15 protein-coding genes are annotated in these 18,207 nt (G+C 70.2%); 14 read left to right on the forward strand and 1 reads right to left on the reverse strand.

Annotated elements, in window-relative coordinates; translation table 11 throughout:
• The first annotated feature begins 215 nt into the window (after window positions 1–215).
• Both purN and purH read left to right on the forward strand, forming a co-directional pair.
• Window positions 216–836, forward strand: a complete 621-nt coding sequence (gene purN / locus OG746_RS09110; RefSeq protein ID WP_266713258.1) for a phosphoribosylglycinamide formyltransferase — start codon at window positions 216–218, stop codon at window positions 834–836.
• Window positions 833–2,416, forward strand: coding sequence for a bifunctional phosphoribosylaminoimidazolecarboxamide formyltransferase/IMP cyclohydrolase (gene purH, locus OG746_RS09115; protein WP_266713260.1), 1,584 nt, complete (start codon window positions 833–835; stop codon window positions 2,414–2,416). The genes purN and purH overlap by 4 nt, the downstream gene beginning before the upstream one ends.
• A gap of 80 nt (window positions 2,417–2,496) precedes the next feature.
• Here purH and OG746_RS09120 read toward each other — a convergent pair whose 3' ends face one another.
• Window positions 2,497–3,204 carry an RDD family protein gene (locus tag OG746_RS09120; protein ID WP_266713262.1) on the reverse strand — a complete coding sequence of 236 codons (708 nt, stop codon included), beginning with the start codon at window positions 3,202–3,204 and terminating at the stop codon, window positions 2,497–2,499.
• Window positions 3,205–3,435: 231 nt separating this feature from the next.
• Between OG746_RS09120 and OG746_RS09125 the strand changes: the two genes are divergently transcribed.
• From OG746_RS09125 to OG746_RS09180, 12 genes are all read left to right on the forward strand, one after another.
• Window positions 3,436–4,299, forward strand: a complete 864-nt coding sequence (locus OG746_RS09125) for a bifunctional methylenetetrahydrofolate dehydrogenase/methenyltetrahydrofolate cyclohydrolase (RefSeq protein ID WP_266713264.1) — start codon at window positions 3,436–3,438, stop codon at window positions 4,297–4,299.
• A gap of 19 nt (window positions 4,300–4,318) precedes the next feature.
• Window positions 4,319–4,759 (forward strand): DUF3017 domain-containing protein, encoded by a 441-nt coding sequence (locus OG746_RS09130; RefSeq protein ID WP_266718799.1) that lies wholly within the window; start codon window positions 4,319–4,321, stop codon window positions 4,757–4,759.
• Between the two features lie 287 nt (window positions 4,760–5,046).
• Window positions 5,047–6,066: a helix-turn-helix domain-containing protein gene (locus OG746_RS09135; RefSeq protein ID WP_266713266.1), complete on the forward strand. Its 1,020-nt coding sequence runs from the start codon at window positions 5,047–5,049 to the stop codon at window positions 6,064–6,066.
• Between the two features lie 300 nt (window positions 6,067–6,366).
• Window positions 6,367–7,359 (forward strand): malate dehydrogenase, encoded by a 993-nt coding sequence (locus OG746_RS09140; protein ID WP_266713268.1) that lies wholly within the window; start codon window positions 6,367–6,369, stop codon window positions 7,357–7,359.
• A gap of 238 nt (window positions 7,360–7,597) precedes the next feature.
• Complete coding sequence (locus tag OG746_RS09145; protein ID WP_266713270.1) at window positions 7,598–9,355, forward strand: AbeC-like domain-containing protein; 1,758 nt, start codon at window positions 7,598–7,600, stop codon at window positions 9,353–9,355.
• Window positions 9,342–9,704, forward strand: coding sequence for a hypothetical protein (locus tag OG746_RS09150; protein ID WP_266713272.1), 363 nt, complete (start codon window positions 9,342–9,344; stop codon window positions 9,702–9,704). The genes OG746_RS09145 and OG746_RS09150 overlap by 14 nt, the downstream gene beginning before the upstream one ends.
• The gene (locus OG746_RS09155; RefSeq protein WP_266713274.1) at window positions 9,701–10,528 is read left to right on the forward strand and encodes a serine/threonine kinase C-terminal domain-containing protein; all 828 of its coding nucleotides are present in this window, start codon (window positions 9,701–9,703) and stop codon (window positions 10,526–10,528) included. Before OG746_RS09150 ends, OG746_RS09155 begins: the two co-directional genes overlap by 4 nt.
• A gap of 201 nt (window positions 10,529–10,729) precedes the next feature.
• A complete protein-coding gene (locus tag OG746_RS09160) occupies window positions 10,730–12,232 on the forward strand; it encodes an aldehyde dehydrogenase family protein (protein ID WP_266713276.1) in 1,503 nt (500 codons plus the stop codon).
• A gap of 78 nt (window positions 12,233–12,310) precedes the next feature.
• On the forward strand, window positions 12,311–13,852 hold the full coding sequence (locus OG746_RS09165; protein WP_266713278.1) for a GMC family oxidoreductase: 1,542 nt from the start codon (window positions 12,311–12,313) through the stop codon (window positions 13,850–13,852).
• An 11-nt stretch (window positions 13,853–13,863) separates the two neighbouring features.
• The gene (locus OG746_RS09170) at window positions 13,864–15,105 is read left to right on the forward strand and encodes a quaternary amine ABC transporter ATP-binding protein (RefSeq protein WP_266713280.1); all 1,242 of its coding nucleotides are present in this window, start codon (window positions 13,864–13,866) and stop codon (window positions 15,103–15,105) included.
• Window positions 15,105–17,072, forward strand: coding sequence for an ABC transporter permease (locus tag OG746_RS09175; protein WP_266713282.1), 1,968 nt, complete (start codon window positions 15,105–15,107; stop codon window positions 17,070–17,072). The genes OG746_RS09170 and OG746_RS09175 overlap by 1 nt, the downstream gene beginning before the upstream one ends.
• Before the next feature lies 1 nt (window position 17,073).
• The gene (locus tag OG746_RS09180) at window positions 17,074–18,042 is read left to right on the forward strand and encodes an ABC transporter substrate-binding protein (RefSeq protein ID WP_266713284.1); all 969 of its coding nucleotides are present in this window, start codon (window positions 17,074–17,076) and stop codon (window positions 18,040–18,042) included.
• Window positions 18,043–18,207 lie beyond the last annotated feature (165 nt).

Consider the following 18,207-nt stretch of genomic DNA (forward strand, 5'->3'; position numbering starts at 1 on the left):
TTCCAAAGAGTTGCTGCGCAACGCACCTCCTGATCCCCCGTCCCGTGGGGGCCGTCGGCCGTGCCGGTATCGTTGCTGCCGGTCGGCCGCTTCGTAGGGTTCCCCGATCGGGGAAGGCGAAGCGTTCATGCGAACGCACAAAGACGCGGTCGCACGAGCACGAGCACAAGCACGAGCCGACCGCGCAACGTAGCTCCCCTAGAAAGGGCCCCGTCGTGGCCAAGGCCAAGCGCCTCGTCGTGCTGGTCTCCGGATCAGGAACGAATCTGCAGGCACTCCTCGACGCGATCGCGGCGCAGGGGACCGATGCGTACGGCGCCGAGATCGTGGCCGTCGGCGCCGACCGTGAGGGCATCGCGGGCCTGGAGCGCGCCGAGCGCGCGGGCCTGCCCACGTTCGTGTGCCGCGTGAAGGACCACGCCACCCGCGAGGAGTGGGACCGCGCGCTGGCCGAGGCCACCGCCGCGTACGAGCCGGACCTGGTGGTCTCCGCGGGGTTCATGAAGATCGTGGGCAAGGAGTTCCTGGCCCACTTCGGCGGGCGGTTCGTGAACACGCACCCGGCCCTGCTGCCCAGTTTTCCCGGTGCGCACGGTGTGCGGGACGCGCTCGCGTACGGCGCCAAGGTCACCGGATGCACCGTCCACTTCGTCGACGACGGCGTCGACACCGGCCCGATCATCGCCCAGGGCGTGGTCGAGATCCGGAACGAGGACGACGAAAGCGCTCTGCACGAGCGCATCAAGGAAGTCGAGCGCACGCTGCTCGTCGATGTCGTGGGGCGGCTCGCCCGTAACGGCTTCAGCATTGAGGGACGAAAGGTAGTCACCCCGTGACCGCGGAAAACAGCGCCGGAACCGCCGGAAGCAACAAGCGACCCATCCGCCGGGCGCTCGTCAGCGTCTATGACAAGACCGGTCTGGAAGAGCTCGCGCGCGGGCTCCACGAGGCGGGTGTCGAGCTGGTCTCCACCGGCTCCACCGCTGGGAAGATCGCCGGCGCCGGGGTGCCGGTCACCAAGGTCGAGGAGCTCACCGGGTTCCCCGAGTGTCTCGACGGCCGCGTGAAGACCCTGCACCCGAAGGTGCACGCCGGCATCCTGGCCGACCTGCGCCTGGAGGACCACCAGAAGCAGCTCGCCGACCTCGGCGTGAAGCCCTTCGACCTGGTGATCGTGAACCTGTACCCGTTCCGGGAGACCGTCGCCTCCGGCGCGACCCCCGACGAGTGCGTCGAGCAGATCGACATCGGCGGCCCCTCGATGGTCCGCGCCGCCGCCAAGAACCACCCGTCGGTCGCGATCGTCACGAGCCCCGAGCGGTACGCGGGTGTCCTCGCGGCCGTCAAGGACGGCGGCTTCGACCTCGCCACCCGTAAGCGCCTCGCCGCCGAGGCGTTCCAGCACACGGCGTCGTACGACGTGGCTGTCGCGAGCTGGTTCGCGGACGACTACGCGGCCGCCGACGACTCCGGCTTCCCGGACTTCATCGGTGCGACGTACGAGCGCAAGAACGTCCTGCGCTACGGCGAGAACCCGCACCAGGGCGCGGCCCTCTACGTCGACGGCACGCGCGGTCTGGCGGAGGCCGAGCAGCTGCACGGCAAGGAGATGTCGTACAACAACTTCACGGACACGGACGCCGCGCGCCGTGCCGCGTACGACCACGAGGACCCCTGCGTCGCGATCATCAAGCACGCGAACCCGTGCGGTATCGCGGTCTCCTCGGACGTCGCCACGGCGCACCGCAAGGCCCACGCCTGTGACCCGGTCTCGGCCTACGGTGGTGTGATCGCGGTCAACCGCCCGGTCACCAAGGAGATGGCCGAGCAGGTCGCCGACATCTTCACCGAGGTCATCGTCGCGCCCGACTACGAGGACGGCGCCCTCGAAGCCCTCACCAAGAAGAAGAACATCCGCGTGCTGCGCGCCCCGAACGGCCCGTCCGCGAAGGTCGAGACGAAGCAGATCGACGGCGGCGCGCTCCTCCAGGTGACGGACCGCCTCCAGGCCGACGGCGACAACCCGGCGACCTGGACGCTCGCGACCGGCGACGCCCTGTCCCAGGGCGAGTTGGACGAGCTGGCGTTCGCCTGGAAGGCCTGCCGCGCGGTGAAGTCCAACGCGATCCTGCTCGCCAAGGACGGCGCCTCCGTCGGCGTCGGCATGGGCCAGGTCAACCGCGTGGACTCCGCGAAGCTCGCCGTGGAGCGGGCCGGCGAGGAGCGGGCGCGCGGCGCGTACGCCGCCTCCGACGCGTTCTTCCCGTTCCCGGACGGCCTGGAGATCCTGACGGCCGCGGGCGTCAAGGCCGTGGTCCAGCCCGGCGGTTCGGTCCGCGACGAGCTGGTCGTCGAGGCCGCGAAGAAGGCGGGCGTGACGATGTACTTCACCGGCACGCGCCACTTCTTCCACTGAGCACCGGTTGCAGCTGAGGCGGGGCCCCGTACGACATGCGTACGGGGCCCCGCCTCATTGGCCGTGTGCTCGGTGCCGCGTCAGCCCTTCACGTACACGACGACGACGCCCGCGACCTTGTCGTGCCAGCCCTGGTTGCGCTTGTTGCCGTCCCAGAACGGGGACAGGTAGACGAGCAGCGCGCCGATGCCGCAGAACAGCCCGCCGACCATCGGGATCACCCAGCGCAGGAAGCCCGCGCCGACGCCCGGCTTCGCGCCGGTCTCCAGCTTCAGGACGCGGATGCCGACCGCCAGCTTGCCCAGCGTGCCGCCGACGAGGCCGATCATCAGGGCCTCGTAGAGCATGACGAGCACCATGAACACGGCCACGATCGGCAGGATCTCGGAGTACCAGTCCGTGATCGCGTCGTTCACACAGGTGCTGTCCGTCGAGGAGCAGGCCTTGACGGAGTCCATCAGGTCGCCGATCTTCGACCCGAGGACGATCGAGTAGATCACCATGAAGATGAGGCCGTCGATCAGGCGCGCGCCGAAGCGGCGGCCCATCGACGCGAGCGGCGGCACGCCGGCCGGGCCCCCGGGCTGCTGCGGGTAGCCGCCGTAGGGCTGACCGGGCTGCTGGCCGGGCTGCTGCGGGTAACCGCCGTAGGGCTGGCCGGGCGGCTGCTGCTGCTGCGGATAGCCGTAATTCTGCGACGGGACGTTCTGCGGGGCCTGCTGGCCGTACGGATTGTTCTGCTGCGGCTGCTGCTGTCCGTAGGGGTTGTTCGAGTCGCCGTAACTCATGGCGGGCTTCCTCCGGTGATGGCAATTGGGGACGACGCGGACCTGCGGAGGAATGGAACTGTGCTGCACGGTGACGCGGCCGCCTGAGCGGATCTCTTCCCCCTGCCGCTGCCCGCGGCACACTGCGGGGATCATGCTCGTAAACCGGACACCCTCCTGTCCAGTGGGCCCCACAGGCTGTTGTCCAAGTGCAACTTGGGTGAATCACCGCCGCCCTGAAAGAATGGCGGCATGACCGCCCAGATTCTCGATGGCAAGGCCACCGCAGCCGCGATCAAGTCCGATCTGACCGCCCGCGTGGCGGCGCTGAAGGAGAAGGGGGTCATGCCGGGACTCGGCACGATCCTCGTAGGGGAGGACCCCGGAAGTCAGAAGTACGTGGCAGGAAAGCACCGTGACTGCGCGCAGGTCGGCATCGCGTCGATCCAGCGCGAGCTGCCCGCGACGGCCACGCAGGAGGAGATCGAGGCCGTCGTCCGCGAGCTCAACGAGGACCCGGCCTGCACCGGCTACATCGTCCAGCTGCCGCTGCCCAAGGGCATCGACGAGAACCGCGTCCTCGAGCTGATGGACCCGGACAAGGACGCCGACGGCCTGCACCCCATGAACCTCGGCCGCCTCGTCCTCAACGAGCCGGCGCCGCTGCCCTGCACCCCGTACGGCATCATCACGCTGCTCCGGAAGCACGGCGTGGAGATCAAGGGCGCCGAGGTCGTCGTCGTCGGCCGTGGTGTCACCATCGGCCGGCCGATGCCCCTGCTGCTCACCCGCAAGTCCGAGAACGCCACGGTGACGCAGTGCCACACCGGCACCCGTGACCTGTCCGCGCACCTCAAGCGGGCCGACATCGTCGTGGCCGCCGCGGGCGTGCCGCACCTGATCAAGCCCGAGGACATCAAGCCGGGCGCGGCCGTGCTGGACGTCGGCGTCTCGCGCGACGAGAACGGCAAGATCGTCGGCGATGTGCACCCCGGCGTCACCGAGGTCGCCGGCTGGATCTCGCCGAACCCGGGTGGTGTCGGCCCGATGACCCGTGCCCAGCTCCTCGTGAACGTGGTCGAGGCCGCCGAACGGGACGCGAACGGTGTCGGCTGAGGCGGCCGGGAGCGCGGCGATGGGCGCCGTCGAGGGTGCCTCGTCCGAAGGCGCCTCCCAGGACTCGAAGAAGACCGGCAGCCGGCGCTTCCCGCTCTTCACGCGCGACACCGCGCGCCCGGAGGGCGGCGGCCGGGCCGCGGGCGGGGACGCGCCCGCGCCCGCCCGCCAGTGGCCGCTGATCGCCGTTCTCTCGGTGACCGCGATCGGGCTGCTGCTGACCGCCTTCGGTCTGTTCCGTGTCGGCACGATCCTGGTGGGTGTCGCGCTGATCGGCGGGGCCGTGCTGCGCTGGCTGCTGCCGGACGTCGGGATGCTGGCCGTGCGCTCGCGCTTCACCGACATGATCACGTGTGCGGGCCTCGGCATCGTCATCGTGCTGCTGGCGATGATGGCTCAGCCCGAGCCCTGGCTGACGATTCCGTTTCTTCAGGACACCCTGCATTTCACGGTGCGATGAGCCGTCGGCGAGCCGTCCATGAGCCGTCGGTGAGCCACTGACGACCCCAAGTGACAGGCGGGGCCTCCATCGTGGAGGCCCCGCCTCCTTTTGTGGTGATCTCCGGCACGTTCTTTGGGATTTCCGCACGCAAGGGGCGGTGCACGCTGTCGAATGACCCCATACGCCCCCGGACCGGGAACTGACATCCTGGTTTCCCGCATCCCAATGGGTAGCCAGTGGGGGCCGAAGCGCGACGCGCGGCGCGGGGGATCAGGGCTCGCGGGGGGAATAGGGGGAAGGGCGATATGCCTCGTTGGAAGGCGCTTCCGGATGAACTCGACCCACAGGTCAGGGAGTTCGCCGGACAGCTGCGCCGACTTGTGGACCGCAGCGGCCTGGGGATCGCCGCGCTCGCGGACCGGACCGGGTACAGCAAGACCTCGTGGGAGCGGTACCTGAACGGGCGGCTGCTCGCGCCCAAGGGCGCCATCGTCGCGCTCGCCGAGGTGACCGGCACCAATCCCGTTCATCTGACGACGATGTGGGAGCTCGCGGAGCGCGCGTGGAGCCGCTCCGAGATGCGCCACGACATGACCATGGAGGCCATCCGGATATCCCAGGCGCGGGCCGCGCTGGGCGAGTTCGGGGGGCCCGGGCAGGCCACGCAGACCAAACCGGCCAAGCCCGCCAAGCAGACGAAACCGGCCAAGCCGGCCGGGGCGCAGCGCCCGACCGTGCCGCCGCAGGCGACGGCGCCGAGCGTGGACCAGTTCGGTCCCGCTCCCGTGCTGCCGCCGCAGGAACCGCCGCGGGGTGCGGTGCAGGGCGGCGGCGGTGGGGGCGGCCGGCGCCGGCTGCTGATGTTCGGGGCCGGGGCCCTGGGCGCCGCCCTGATCATCGCCATCGGCTTCTTCGTGCTCAACGGGAGCGGGGGCGACGCCGAGGCCACGAAGTCGCCCTCGCCGAGCGCGAGCGCGACCCAGCTGCCCGAGGGCGTCAAGTGCGTGGGCGCGGGCTGCGGCGGCAAGGACCCGGAGGCCATGAACTGCGGCGGCGACCTCGCGCTGAACTCCACCGAGGCCGTGATCGGCACCGTCACCGTCCAGGTCCGCTACAGCAAGACCTGCAAGGCGGCGTGGGGCCGGATCCAGGGCGCGGCGCCCGGGGACGTCGTGCAGTTGCAGAAGGGTGCCACGCCTTCGAAGAAGGGCACGGTCAGCGCCGCGGACACGGACGCGTACACGCCGATGCTGGCAGTGGACGCGGCCTCCGACGTCAAGGCGTGCGCGACGCTCGCGAGCGGGCAGAAGGGCTGCACCAAGTAGCTCCGCACAGCCGCACCAAGTAGCTCCGCAGAGACGGGGCATGGGTGCGTCACTTCGGGGAAGGCGCATCACTACCCCCACGGGATGGCGCAGTAGCACCCCCACGGCGGCCGTCCGAGCCTTTCTCTCCCGGGCCCGGCGGCCGCCCTCGTGTGTTCGGACCAAGGTGCGGGTGTGAGCGCTGTGGGGCGATCCACATGGACCTGTGGTTCCCGTACGGGCGGGGCGCGATAGCCTGACGAACGGATCTCTTGATACCAAGAGATCGATCAAATGACCTGCTGTCCTACGGAGAACGCCATGACCCGCACTCCCGTGAACGTCACCGTCACCGGCGCCGCCGGCCAGATCGGCTACGCACTGCTCTTCCGCATCGCCTCCGGCCAGCTGCTCGGCGCGGACGTGCCGGTCAAGCTGCGTCTCCTGGAGATCACCCCGGCGCTCAAGGCCGCCGAGGGCACCGCCATGGAGCTCGACGACTGCGCCTTCCCGCTGCTTCAGGGCATCGAGATCACCGACGACCCGAACGTCGCCTTCGACGGCACGAACGTCGGCCTCCTCGTCGGCGCCCGCCCCCGCACCAAGGGCATGGAGCGCGGTGACCTCCTCGAGGCCAACGGCGGCATCTTCAAGCCGCAGGGCAAGGCCATCAACGACAACGCCGCGGACGACGTCAAGATCCTCGTCGTCGGCAACCCGGCGAACACCAATGCGCTGATCGCCCAGGCCGCCGCCCCGGACGTACCGGCCGAGCGCTTCACCGCGATGACCCGCCTCGACCACAACCGCGCGCTGACCCAGCTCGCGAAGAAGTCGGGCGCCACGGTCGCCGACATCCAGCGCCTGACGATCTGGGGCAACCACTCGGCCACCCAGTACCCGGACATCTTCCAGGCCACGGTCGCCGGCAAGCCCGCCATCGAGGCCATCGGCAACGACGAGAAGTGGCTGGCCGAGGACTTCATCCCGACCGTCGCCAAGCGCGGTGCCGCGATCATCGAGGCCCGTGGCGCGTCCTCCGCCGCCTCCGCCGCCAACGCCGCGATCGACCACGTCCACACGTGGGTCAACGGCACGGCCGAGGGCAACTGGACCTCCATGGGCATCCCGTCGGACGGCTCGTACGGCGTGCCGGAGGGCATCATCTCGTCCTTCCCCGTCACCACGAAGGACGGCAAGTACGAGATCGTCCAGGGCCTGGAGATCAACGAGTCCTCGCGTACGCGCATCGACGCGTCCGTGCAGGAGCTGGTGGACGAGCGCGAGGCCGTGCGCGGCCTGGGCCTCATCTGATCCAGCGATCCAGTGATCCACTGATCCGCGCCTGACGCTCATGTGACCCGCGCGGTCGCGGCGGTTGCCCCTCGGACTTCCCGTCCGAGGGGCAACCTCTTTTCTGTGGTCCCACCACACACCATGCGGAGTATCCAGTTCTGCATGTCACCGCTACGTCCTATGCTTCTCCCTCATCAACTGCCGCACCAACAAGGGCAGTTCGAACAGTCATCATCGATGGCATCGGGGGAGTGGTGTGAGCACCGCCTATGTACCGCAGCAGTCGTCATCCGGAGCCGACGTCGGGGCGGTGGGACCACCCCCGTCGGCGAAACCGCCGCACGCCAGCGAGGCCACCCGGCTGCTCTGCGCCGGCGCCTATCTCGACCAGGGCTACCGGGACCGGGTCATCGAACAGCTGCATCTGCACGAGCAGCGCATCGCGGCCCCCTCGCTCGGCTTCGACGCGGCCCGCGTCCTCGCGCACGCGTTACGCGCCCGGCGCATCGAAGTGGCCTGGTCCGGGGCCGTACTCGGCCTGTGGGTCGTGGGCCTGCCGCTGACCGGCTACTGGATCCTCGCCTTCCTGCTGCCGTCCGCGCTGCTCGCGCTCGGCGTCTGGATCCGCGGGTCCCAGGAGCGGCCGCCGATCTACCGCCGGGTGGCCGCCTGGTGGGTGCGCTGGTGGGGCCGGGGCCTGCTGATCGCGCTGCTGCTCTCCACCGTGACCATGGTCACCAGCGACGAGAACGACTACGAGAGCTTCTCCTACGAGGTCCGTTCGGGCCTGCGCGACGTCCTGCCCGACGTCCTGAGCTGGATGATTCCCGAGGGCTCCGCCTCCGGTGACGCCCTGCACGGTTGGCTCACGATGCTGCTGCTCGTCCTGATCGCCGCGTGCGTGGGCGCCCAGCGCAGCCAGTTCGCACGCGCGCTCGGGGCCGAACTGTCCGAGGCGCGGTTCGGGGACGCGAGCGCCGACCCGGCGGAGAGCGCCGAGGGCGCCCGGTTCCAGCGGGTGAAGCGGCGGATCAGGGTCGAGCAGCACGCACCGCTGATCATGTACCACGCTGTCCGGCCGTTCTGCGGGGCCGGTGAACCGGTCGACACCTGGACCCTCGCCGTCGAACTGCGGCCCGACCGGATGAAGAAGCAGCAGCCGCTCAACAACCGGAAGATCCTGGAGGAGGTCCGGCCGCTGCTCGAACAGCTGCGGCTGCCCGCCGAGTTCGCGGGCACCACCGTGCGCGACCGGCTGCGCTGGCTGGAGATCGACGAGTGCGTCTTCCTGCCCGCCGAGGGCCTCGCGCACCGGGAGGACGCCCCGTACCGGCCGGAGGCCTTCGAGGAGCATCGGGCCCGGTCCGTCGAGGAGGGCGCGGAGAAGCGCCGGCACTTCCTGCGGATCCGGGTCGGCGGCTGGGAGGAGGAGCTGGTCGTCACCGTCTTCGTACGCGTCCACACCCAGGGCCGGATGCTGATGCTGGAGATCGCGCCGCACGTCCTCGCCCCGGTGCTCGAGCCGTTCCAGAACGCGGACCGCACCGCCCACCAGTTCCGCCACAACAACCCGCTCGGCAAGGCCGCCTGGGCCTTCGCGCGGGTGGCGGGCTCGCCCGTGCGCTCCCTCGTCACCGTCGGTCGCTGGGCCGGCTACGGCTGGCGGGTGCTCACCGGCGGGTACGGGAGCGCGCTGCCGGACGGCCCCGCCGTGTCGGTGCGTGAGCTCGGTTCGGAGGGCCCCGGCTCGCTGTTCCAGCAGATGGACGTCGAGCGCTACCTCAAGTCGATCCAGGACCGCATCGCCAACGGGGTGCTCCACGCGCTCGCCGAATCCGGTTACCAGACCGGCGAGTTCGTCCAGAAGATCGTGAACATCAGCAGTGGCGGCGTGAACATCGACCGGGTCGAGGACTCCACCTTCGCCGTCGGTTCGCACGCCAGCGCGACGTCGGGAACGGCCGACAACACCGCGCCGAACGAGAAGGGATCCGACGACCATGGCAGCGAATGACGAGCCCTCGGTCAGCATCGGTGACGTCCACGGCAGCACCTTCGCCATCGGCAGCCACGCCCGTGCGGAGAGCCACACCGGCAGCGCCCCGCAGTCCGACGAGACGATGCGGGAACTGCTCGCGGCGGTACGTGAACTGCGCGCCGACCTGACCCGGCTGCGCGACGACGAGCAGCTGCGCACACTCGACGCCGAACTCGCCGAGACGGAGGGCGAGATCACCCGCACCGGCCGCGCCCCGGCGACCCGCATCGAGCGGCTGCGTGCGCTGCTCGGCGACTCGCAGGCGGTCGTCTCGCTGCTCGCTTCGGCCGGCACGGTGGCCGCCATGCTGGGGAACATGAGATGAGCGGACGCCACTGGAACGAGGAGACCCAGCGCTGGGAGGAGGCGGGCTCGGGCCCCGGGTCCGTGTCGTCGCCGCCCCCGCCGCGGCCGGAGTTCGCCCCGCCGGCGCCCTGGCCGGGACCCGAGGCGCAGGAACCGCCCCCGCCCTCGTCGCCGCCCGGCCGGACCCGGCGCTTCGCCGTCGTGGTGCTGGGCGCGGCCGTCCTCGGCGCTGCCGTCGCGACGACGGTGGTGCTGCTCGGCCGCGGGGACGACCCGGGGCCGGATCCGAAGCCGACCGGGACGTCCGCGGCGCCCACGAGCTCCGGTCCGGAGCCCACTCCCACGCCGACGCCTACTCCCTCGTCGACCGACGAGCTCCCCGCCGGCTACCGGGAGGTGTCGGACGACGCGGGCTTCACGCTCGCGGTTCCCGAGGGCTGGGACCGCAGCGAGAGCAAGCAGGGCGTGTTCTACACGTCCCCCGACGAGTCCTCGCTCATCCAGATCTTCACCATCACGGAGCCGGACACCACACCGCTCGAATCGCTCCGGGTCGCGGCCGACAGCCTCTCGACGAGTCTTTCGAAGGACGGGTACGAGCAGTCCTCACTGGAGGAGACGTCGGCGCCCGAGGGGGCCTCCGACGTGGTCACCGACGACGCGGCCGAGCTCGTCTACTCGTACGACAGCGAGAAGCTGGGCGCGCGCAGAAAGGTGGTCGACTTCTCGTTCACCGCGCAGGACGGCACCCAGTACGCGGTGCTCGTCGCGGGCCCGGAGTCCGAGTGGCCCGGGCAGCGGGACCGGCTCGCCACCGCGCTGTCGCGGTTCGCGCAGGGGTGAGAGGACGCGGGCGGCCGGCCCTGCTTTCACGCAGCGTCGCCGCCCGCACTCGCGCCGTGTCGTGACACAGCGCACTTTCGTCGACGTACGGGCATGCTTCCCATACGTCGGGGCAGGGGCTTCCGACGTCACCGGAGAGAGCGCCGAAAGGGCGTTTGCGGTGCTCGGGGGACATTCCCGGAACGGAAGGCGAAGCAGGTCGTGTCAGTGCAGAACACCATTCATGTCGACGGAGAGTGGCGCGGGGCCGCAGCAGGGGCCACGCGCGAGATCCTCGACCCTGCGGATGCCAAGCCGTTCGCCGTGATCGCCGAGGGCGGCGCCGAGGACGCGGACGCCGCGATCGCCGCCGCCCGCAAGGCCTTCGACGAGGGCCCCTGGCCGACGACGCCCGTCGCCGAGCGCGCCGCGCTGCTGCGTCGCGTCGCCGACCTCCTCGTCCGGGACCGGGAGAAGATCGGCCTCCTGGAGAGCCGGGACGCGGGCAAGACCGTCGAGGAGGGCCGCGTCGACGTCGACTGCGTCGCCGACGCCTTCCGCTACTTCGCCGATCTCGTCATCGGTGAGGGCGCGGGCCGCGTCGTCGACGCCGGCTCCGACGACATCCACAGCGTCGTCGTGCACGAGCCCGTCGGCGTCTGCTCCATGATCACGCCCTGGAACTACCCGCTCCTCCAGGCGAGTTGGAAGATCGCCCCGGCGCTCGCCGCGGGCAACACCTTCGTCATCAAGCCGAGCGAGATCACGCCGCTGACGACGGTTGTGCTCGTCGAGCTGCTGGTCGAGGCCGGGCTGCCGCAGGGCGTCGCCAACATCGTGACCGGCCCCGGCGCCTCCGTCGGCGCCCGCTTCGCCGACCACCCCGACGTCGACCTCGTCTCCTTCACCGGCGGCCTGGTCAGCGGCACCAAGGTGGCCCAGGCCGCCGCGGCCGGCGTCAAGAAGGTCGCCCTCGAGCTCGGCGGCAAGAACCCGAACGTCGTCTTCGCCGACGCGTGCGAGACGGACGAGGACTTCGACACCGCCGTCGACCAGGCGCTCAATGCCGCCTTCATCCACAGCGGCCAGGTCTGCTCCGCCGGTGCCCGCCTCATCATCGAGGAGTCCGTGCGCGAGCGCTTCGTCGCCGAACTCACCCGCCGCGCCGAGAAGATCCGCCTCGGCCGCGGCACCGAGGACGGCGTCGAGTGCGGCCCGCTCGTCAGCGAGCCCCAGCGCGCCAAGACCGAGGACTACGTTGCCTCCGCGCTCGCCGAGGGCGCCGTGCTGCGCTGCGGCGGCAAGCGCCCCGAGGCCTCCGAGGTGCGGCCCGCCACCGGCTACTTCTACGAGCCGACCGTCCTCGACCAGTGCCACCGCGAGATGCGCGTCGTCCGCGAGGAGACCTTCGGTCCGATCCTCACCGTCGAGACGTTCCGCACCGAGGACGAGGCCGTCACGCTCGCCAACGACACCGAGTACGGCCTCGCGGGCGGCGTGTGGACCACCGATGCGGGGCGTGCCCGCCGCATGGCGCGCCGCATGCGCCACGGCACCGTCTGGATCAACGACTTCCACCCCTACCTGCCGCAGGCCGAGTGGGGCGGCTTCGGAAAGAGCGGCGTCGGCCGCGAACTGGGCCCCGCCGGGCTCGCCGAGTACCGCGAGAGCAAGCACGTCTACCAGAACCTGGCGCCGAAGCCGGTCCGCTGGTTCGCGGGCTGATCCACCCCGTCCGGTCCCCGTCCCCCCCCGTACGTCCCCCATTACGCGAAGCACCTTGCAACGCCTTGGAGTTGAGCAATGTCTGAAGACACCTACGACTACGTCATCGTCGGTGGCGGCACCGCGGGATCGGTGATCGCCTCCCGGCTCACCGAGAACCCGGACGTCACCGTCGCCGTCATCGAGGGTGGCCCCAGCGACATCGACCGCGACGACGTGCTGACGCTGCGCCGCTGGCTCGGCCTGCTCGGCGGCGACCTGGACTACGGCTACACCACCACCGAGCAGCCGCGCGGCAACTCGCACATCCTGCACAGCCGCGCCAAGGTGCTGGGCGGCTGCTCGTCGCACAACACGCTCATCTCGTTCAAGCCGCTGCCCGGCGACTGGGACGAGTGGGCGGCCGCGGGCGCCGAGGGCTGGGACCACAAGACGATGGACCCGTACTTCTCCAAGCTGCGCAACAACGTCGTGCCGGTCGACGCCAAGGACCGGAACGCGATCGCGAGCGACTTCGTCGAGGCCGCGCAGGCCGCGACGGGCGTGCCGCGCGTCGAGGGCTTCAACAAGGGCCCGTTCAAGGACGGCGTCGGCTTCTTCGACCTGGCGTACCACCCCGAGAACAACAAGCGCTCCAGCGCGTCGGTGGCGTACCTGCACCCGCACATGGAGGCCGGTGACCGCCCCAACCTGACGCTCCTCCTTGAGACTTGGGCGTACAAGCTGGAGTTCGACGAGGGCGCTGAAGGGCTCACCGCGCGCGGCGTGCGCGTGCGCGGCAAGGACGGCGTGGAGAAGCTCATATCCGCGCGCACCGAGGTCCTCGTGTGCGCCGGCGCCGTCGACACGCCGCGCCTGCTGATGCACTCCGGCATCGGCCCGAAGGCCGACCTGGAGGCCCTCGGCATCCCGGTCCTGCACGATCTGCCGGGCGTGGGCGAGAACCTGCTCGACCACCCGGAGTCGGTCATCGTCTGGGAGACGAACGGGCCGATCCCCGAGAACAGCGCCATGGACTCCGACGCGGGCCTGTTCATCCAGCGGGATCCGGAGGCATCGGGGCCCGACCTGATGTTCCACTTCTACCAAATCCCGTTCACGGACAACCCGGAGCGCCTCGGCTACGAGCAGCCGGAGCACGGGGTGTCCATGACGCCGAACATCCCCAAGCCGAAGAGCCGTGGCCGCGTCTACCTGACCAGCGCGGACCCCGAGGTCAAGCCCGCCCTCGACTTCCGTTACTTCACGGACGAGGACGACTACGACGGCAAGACCCTCGTCGACGGCATCAAGATCGCCCGCGAGATCGCCAAGACCGAGCCGCTGGCCGGCTGGCTCAAGCGCGAGGTCTGCCCGGGTCCTGACATCACGGACGACGAGGCGCTCAGCGAGTACGCGCGCAAGGTCGCGCACACCGTCTATCACCCCGCGGGAACTTGCCGCATCGGTGCTGCGGACGACGAACTCGCCGTGGTAGACCCCCAGTTGAAGGTCCGCGGGCTGAATTCCATCCGTATCGCCGACGCGTCCGTCTTCCCGACGATGCCCGCGGTGAACCCGATGATCGGGGTGCTCATGGTCGGGGAGAAGTGCGCCGAACTGCTGGGTGGTGATGCGTGATGAGCGCGACGATGTCTTCTGCGTCCTCCGCGGGCGCCGGTGAGCGGACCGATTCCGGGTCCGAGTCCGTGTTCGCCGTACGCAATCTGTGGAAGGTCTTCGGACCGAAGGCCGAACGTGTGCCGGAACAGGCCGAGTTGGCGGACCTGAGCGCCGCCGAACTGCGGGCCAAGACCGGCTGCACGGCCGCCGTTCGCGATGTGTCGTTCGACGTGAAGAGGGGCGAGGTCTTCGTTGTCATGGGCCTGTCGGGCTCCGGCAAGTCGACCCTCGTACGCTGCCTGACCAGGCTCATCGAGCCGACGTCCGGGAAGCTGGAGATCGACGGCGAGGACGTCCTGGCCATGGACAAGTCCCGCCTGCGCGAACTGCGCCGGCACCGCGCGGCCATGGTGTTCCAGCACTTCGGCCTCCTGCCGCACCGCACGGTCCTCGACAACGTCGCGTACGGCCTGGAGATCCAGGGCATGGGCCGCGCCGAGCGTCGCGCGAAGGCGATGGAGGTCGTCGCGAAGGTCGGCCTCGACGGCCTGGAGCAGCGCCGCCCCGGTCAGCTCTCCGGTGGCCAGCAGCAGCGGGTGGGGTTGGCGCGCGCGCTGGCCGTGGATCCGGAAGTGCTGTTGTTCGACGAGCCGTTCAGCGCGCTCGACCCGCTGATCCGGCGCGACATGCAGGAGGAGGTCGTGCGCCTGCACCGCGAGGAGGGGCGCACGATGGTCTTCATCACCCACGACCTCCAGGAGGCGCTGCGCCTCGGTGACCGCATCGCCCTGATGCGCGACGGCAAGGTCGTCCAGCTCGGCACGCCCGAGGAGATCGTGGGCGCGCCCGCGGACGACTACGTCCGTGAGTTCGTCCGGGACGTGCCGCGCGAGCAGGTCATGACCGTACGCAGGGCCATGCGGCCCGCCGACGCGGACGAGGCGGACCGGGGTCCTTCGATCTCGGCGGACGCGACGGTTTCGGAGGCGATCGAGACGGTTGCTTCCAGCGGGTTTGCGGTGCGGGTGGTTGAGGCGGGTGAGTGTGTTGGCGTCGTCGACCATGAGCGCCTGCTGAGTGTGGTGGCCGGCACGCCCTTCGACGCGGGCACCGTCCCCACGCCGCGGGGCTCCGCCCCGGACCCCGCGCCTCAATCGCCGGCGGGGCTTGATTCGGCTCAATCGCCGCAGGGGCTTGATGTGGCTGATTCGGGCGACGAGGAGGCCCCGGCCGCGGGTGACCGGAAGACCGACGGCACGGAGGCCGACTGATGGCTGCTGCCGTAACGGCCGCTCCGGCCACAAGTACCGCTGAGCGGCCCCGCCCCTTCTGGCGCAACCGCGCCCTGGGCAAGATCGTGCTGCTCGTCGTCGTCGCCGCGGTTCTCGTCCCGCTGGCCCACGCCAAGTGGTCCAGCGGCACCTGGCCGCACGACCTCACCGTCGACCTCACCGAACCGCTCGGCAAGGCCACGGACTGGATCATCGACAACCGGGACAGCCACCCGCTGTTCCTGTACTTCTTCGGCTACATCAGCAACGCCGTCGTCCTCTCCGTGCGCGCCGTCTACCTCGTGCTGCTCGCGGCCGGCTGGGCCGGCGTCACCGCGGCGGTCGGGCTGATCACCTGGCGCGTCGCCGGCTGGCGCAGCGCCGCGTTCGCCACGATCGCCTTCCTGGCGTGCGGCATCCTCGGTATGTGGGTGCCCACCATGCAGACGCTCGCGCTCATGGTGATCGCCGTGCTCATCTCGGTGATCGTCGGCGCCCTGCTCGGCCTCGCCGCAGGCCTGAGCGACACCATGTACCGGGGTCTGCGCCCGGTCCTCGACACCATGCAGGCGCTGCCCGCGTACGCGTACCTCCTCCCGGTCGTCCTCGTCTTCGGCATGGGCGTCCCGGCCGCCGTGCTCGCCACGGTCGTCTACGCCGCCCCGCCGATGGCCCGCCTCACCGCGCTCGGCCTGCGTTCGGTGGACGGCGGCGTGATGGAGGCCGTCACCTCGCTGGGTGCCACGGCCCGCCAGCGGTTGCTGAGCGCGCGCCTGCCGCTGGCCCGCAAGGAACTCCTCCTCGGCCTCAACCAGACGATCATGATGGCGCTCTCCATGGCCGTCATCGCCTCCGTGATCGGCGCGGGCGGCCTCGGCGACCGCGTCTACCAGGCGCTCGCCTCCGTCGACGTCGGCGCCGCGCTCGCGGCCGGCATCCCGATCGTGCTGCTCGCCGTCGTCCTCGACCGGGTCACGGCCGCGGCGGGGGAGCGGATGGGCTCGCACGACTCGGCCCCGGCCCCGTGGAAGTGGGGCGTGGTCGCGCTCGGCACCGTGGTGGTCGCGCTGGCGACCCGCTTCATGGACCGCCTCGACTGGCCCGACTCGTGGGTCGTCACCATCGCGACGCCCGTCAACGACGCTGTCGACTGGATGACGGACCACCTCTACACGGGCGTCCCGTACATCGGCGGCACCGCAGACTGGGCCGCGCACTTCACCACGGGGATCCTCAACCCGGTGCGCGACGGCCTCACCTGGCTGCCCTGGTGGTCGGTGCTGCTGATCGTCGCCGCGCTCGCCTGGCTGATCGGCACCTGGCGCACCGCGCTCACCGCGGTCCTCGCGATGGCCGCGATCGGCGCACTGGGCGTATGGAAGCCGTCGCTCGACACGCTCTCGCAGGTCATCGCGGCGGTACTGGTCACGCTGGTCCTCGGCGTGGCGATCGGCATCGGCGCGGCCCGCAGTGAGCGCATCGAACGGCTGCTCCGCCCGGTCCTGGACGTCTTCCAGACGATGCCGCAGTTCGTGTATCTGATCCCGGTCGTCGCCCTCTTCGGCGTCGGCCGCGCCCCGGCGGTCGCCGCGGCCGTCGTCTACGCGCTCCCCGCCGTCGTACGCATCACGACACAAGGCCTGCGTCAGGTGGACCCGGCCGCGATGGAGGCGTCCCGCTCGATGGGCGCGACCACGTGGCAGCAGCTGCGCCAGGTCCAACTCCCGCTCGCCCGCCCGGCGTTGCTGCTCGCCGTCAACCAGGGCGTGGTCCTGGTCCTCGCCGTCGTCATCATCGGCGGCCTGGTCGGCGGTGGCGCACTCGGCTACGACGTGGTCTTCGGCCTCGCGCAAGGTGATCTGGCCACCGGCCTGGTCGCGGGCGCGGCGATCGTCTGCCTCGGCCTGATGCTGGACCGGGTGACGCAGCCGACGGGCCGCCGTACCGGCGCAGGAAAGGACGCGTGACATGCGACGAACGCGCAAGACATTCACAGCAGTCGCGGGAGCGACCCTCCTCCTCACGGCCACCGGTTGCGGCGCGGCCGACATGACCAAGCAGGCGTCCCCGTACGCCAACGCCCAGGGCGCGAAAACGGTGACCCTCTCGGTCCAGTCCTGGGTCGGCGCACAGGCCAACGTGGCGGTCGCCCAGTACCTCCTGGAGCACGAACTCGGCTACCGCGTCGACACCGTGCAGGTCGACGAGGTTCCCGCGTGGGACGCCCTCAGCCAGGGCCGCGTCGACGCGATCCTGGAGGACTGGGGCCACCCCGACCAGGTGCAGCGCTACGTCAAGGACAAGAAGACGATCGTGAACGGTGGCGGCCTCGGCGTCACAGGCCACATCGGCTGGTTCGTCCCGACGTACTTCGCGAAGCAGCACCCCGACGTCACCAACTGGAAGAACCTCAACAAGTACGCCGACCAGTTGAAGACGGCGGAGAGCGGCGGCAAGGGCCAACTCCTCGACGGCTCCCCCTCGTACGTCACGAACGACAAGGCGCTGGTGAAGAACCTGAACCTGGACTACCAGGTCGTGTTCGCGGGCTCCGAGGCCGCCCAAATCACACAGATGAAGCAGTTCGCCAAGCAGAAGAAGCCGTTCCTCTCGTACTGGTACACCCCGCAGTGGCTCACGAAGCAGGTGCCGATGACGGAGGTGAAGCTGCCCAAGTACAAGGAGGGCTGCGACGCCGACCCGAAGAAGATCACCTGCGCCTACCCGACGACGCCGCTCCAGAAGTACCTCAACTCGGGCTTCGCCAAGAACGGCGGCGAGGCGGCGCAGCTTCTGAAGAACTTCAAGTGGACGACGGACGACCAGAACGAGGTCTCCCTCCTGATCGCCGACAAGAAGCTCACCCCGGAAGCCGCAGCCAAGAAGTGGGTCGACACCCACCGCTCGACGTGGAAGAAGTGGCTCCCGAAGAAGTAACCAGCCGGGACTGTGACGGCTCACTACGACGAAGTCGGAGACAGCCGTCACAGTCCACGTCTGCAGTCCACGTCTGCAGTCCACGTCTGCAGTCCACGTCTGCAGTCCACGTCTGCAGTCCACGCCTGCAGTCCACGCCTGCAGTCCACGTCTGCAGTCCACGTC

The sequence above is a fragment of the Streptomyces sp. NBC_01016 genome, assembly GCF_026341035.1.
In the GTDB taxonomy this organism is placed as follows: Bacteria; Actinomycetota; Actinomycetes; order Streptomycetales; family Streptomycetaceae; genus Streptomyces.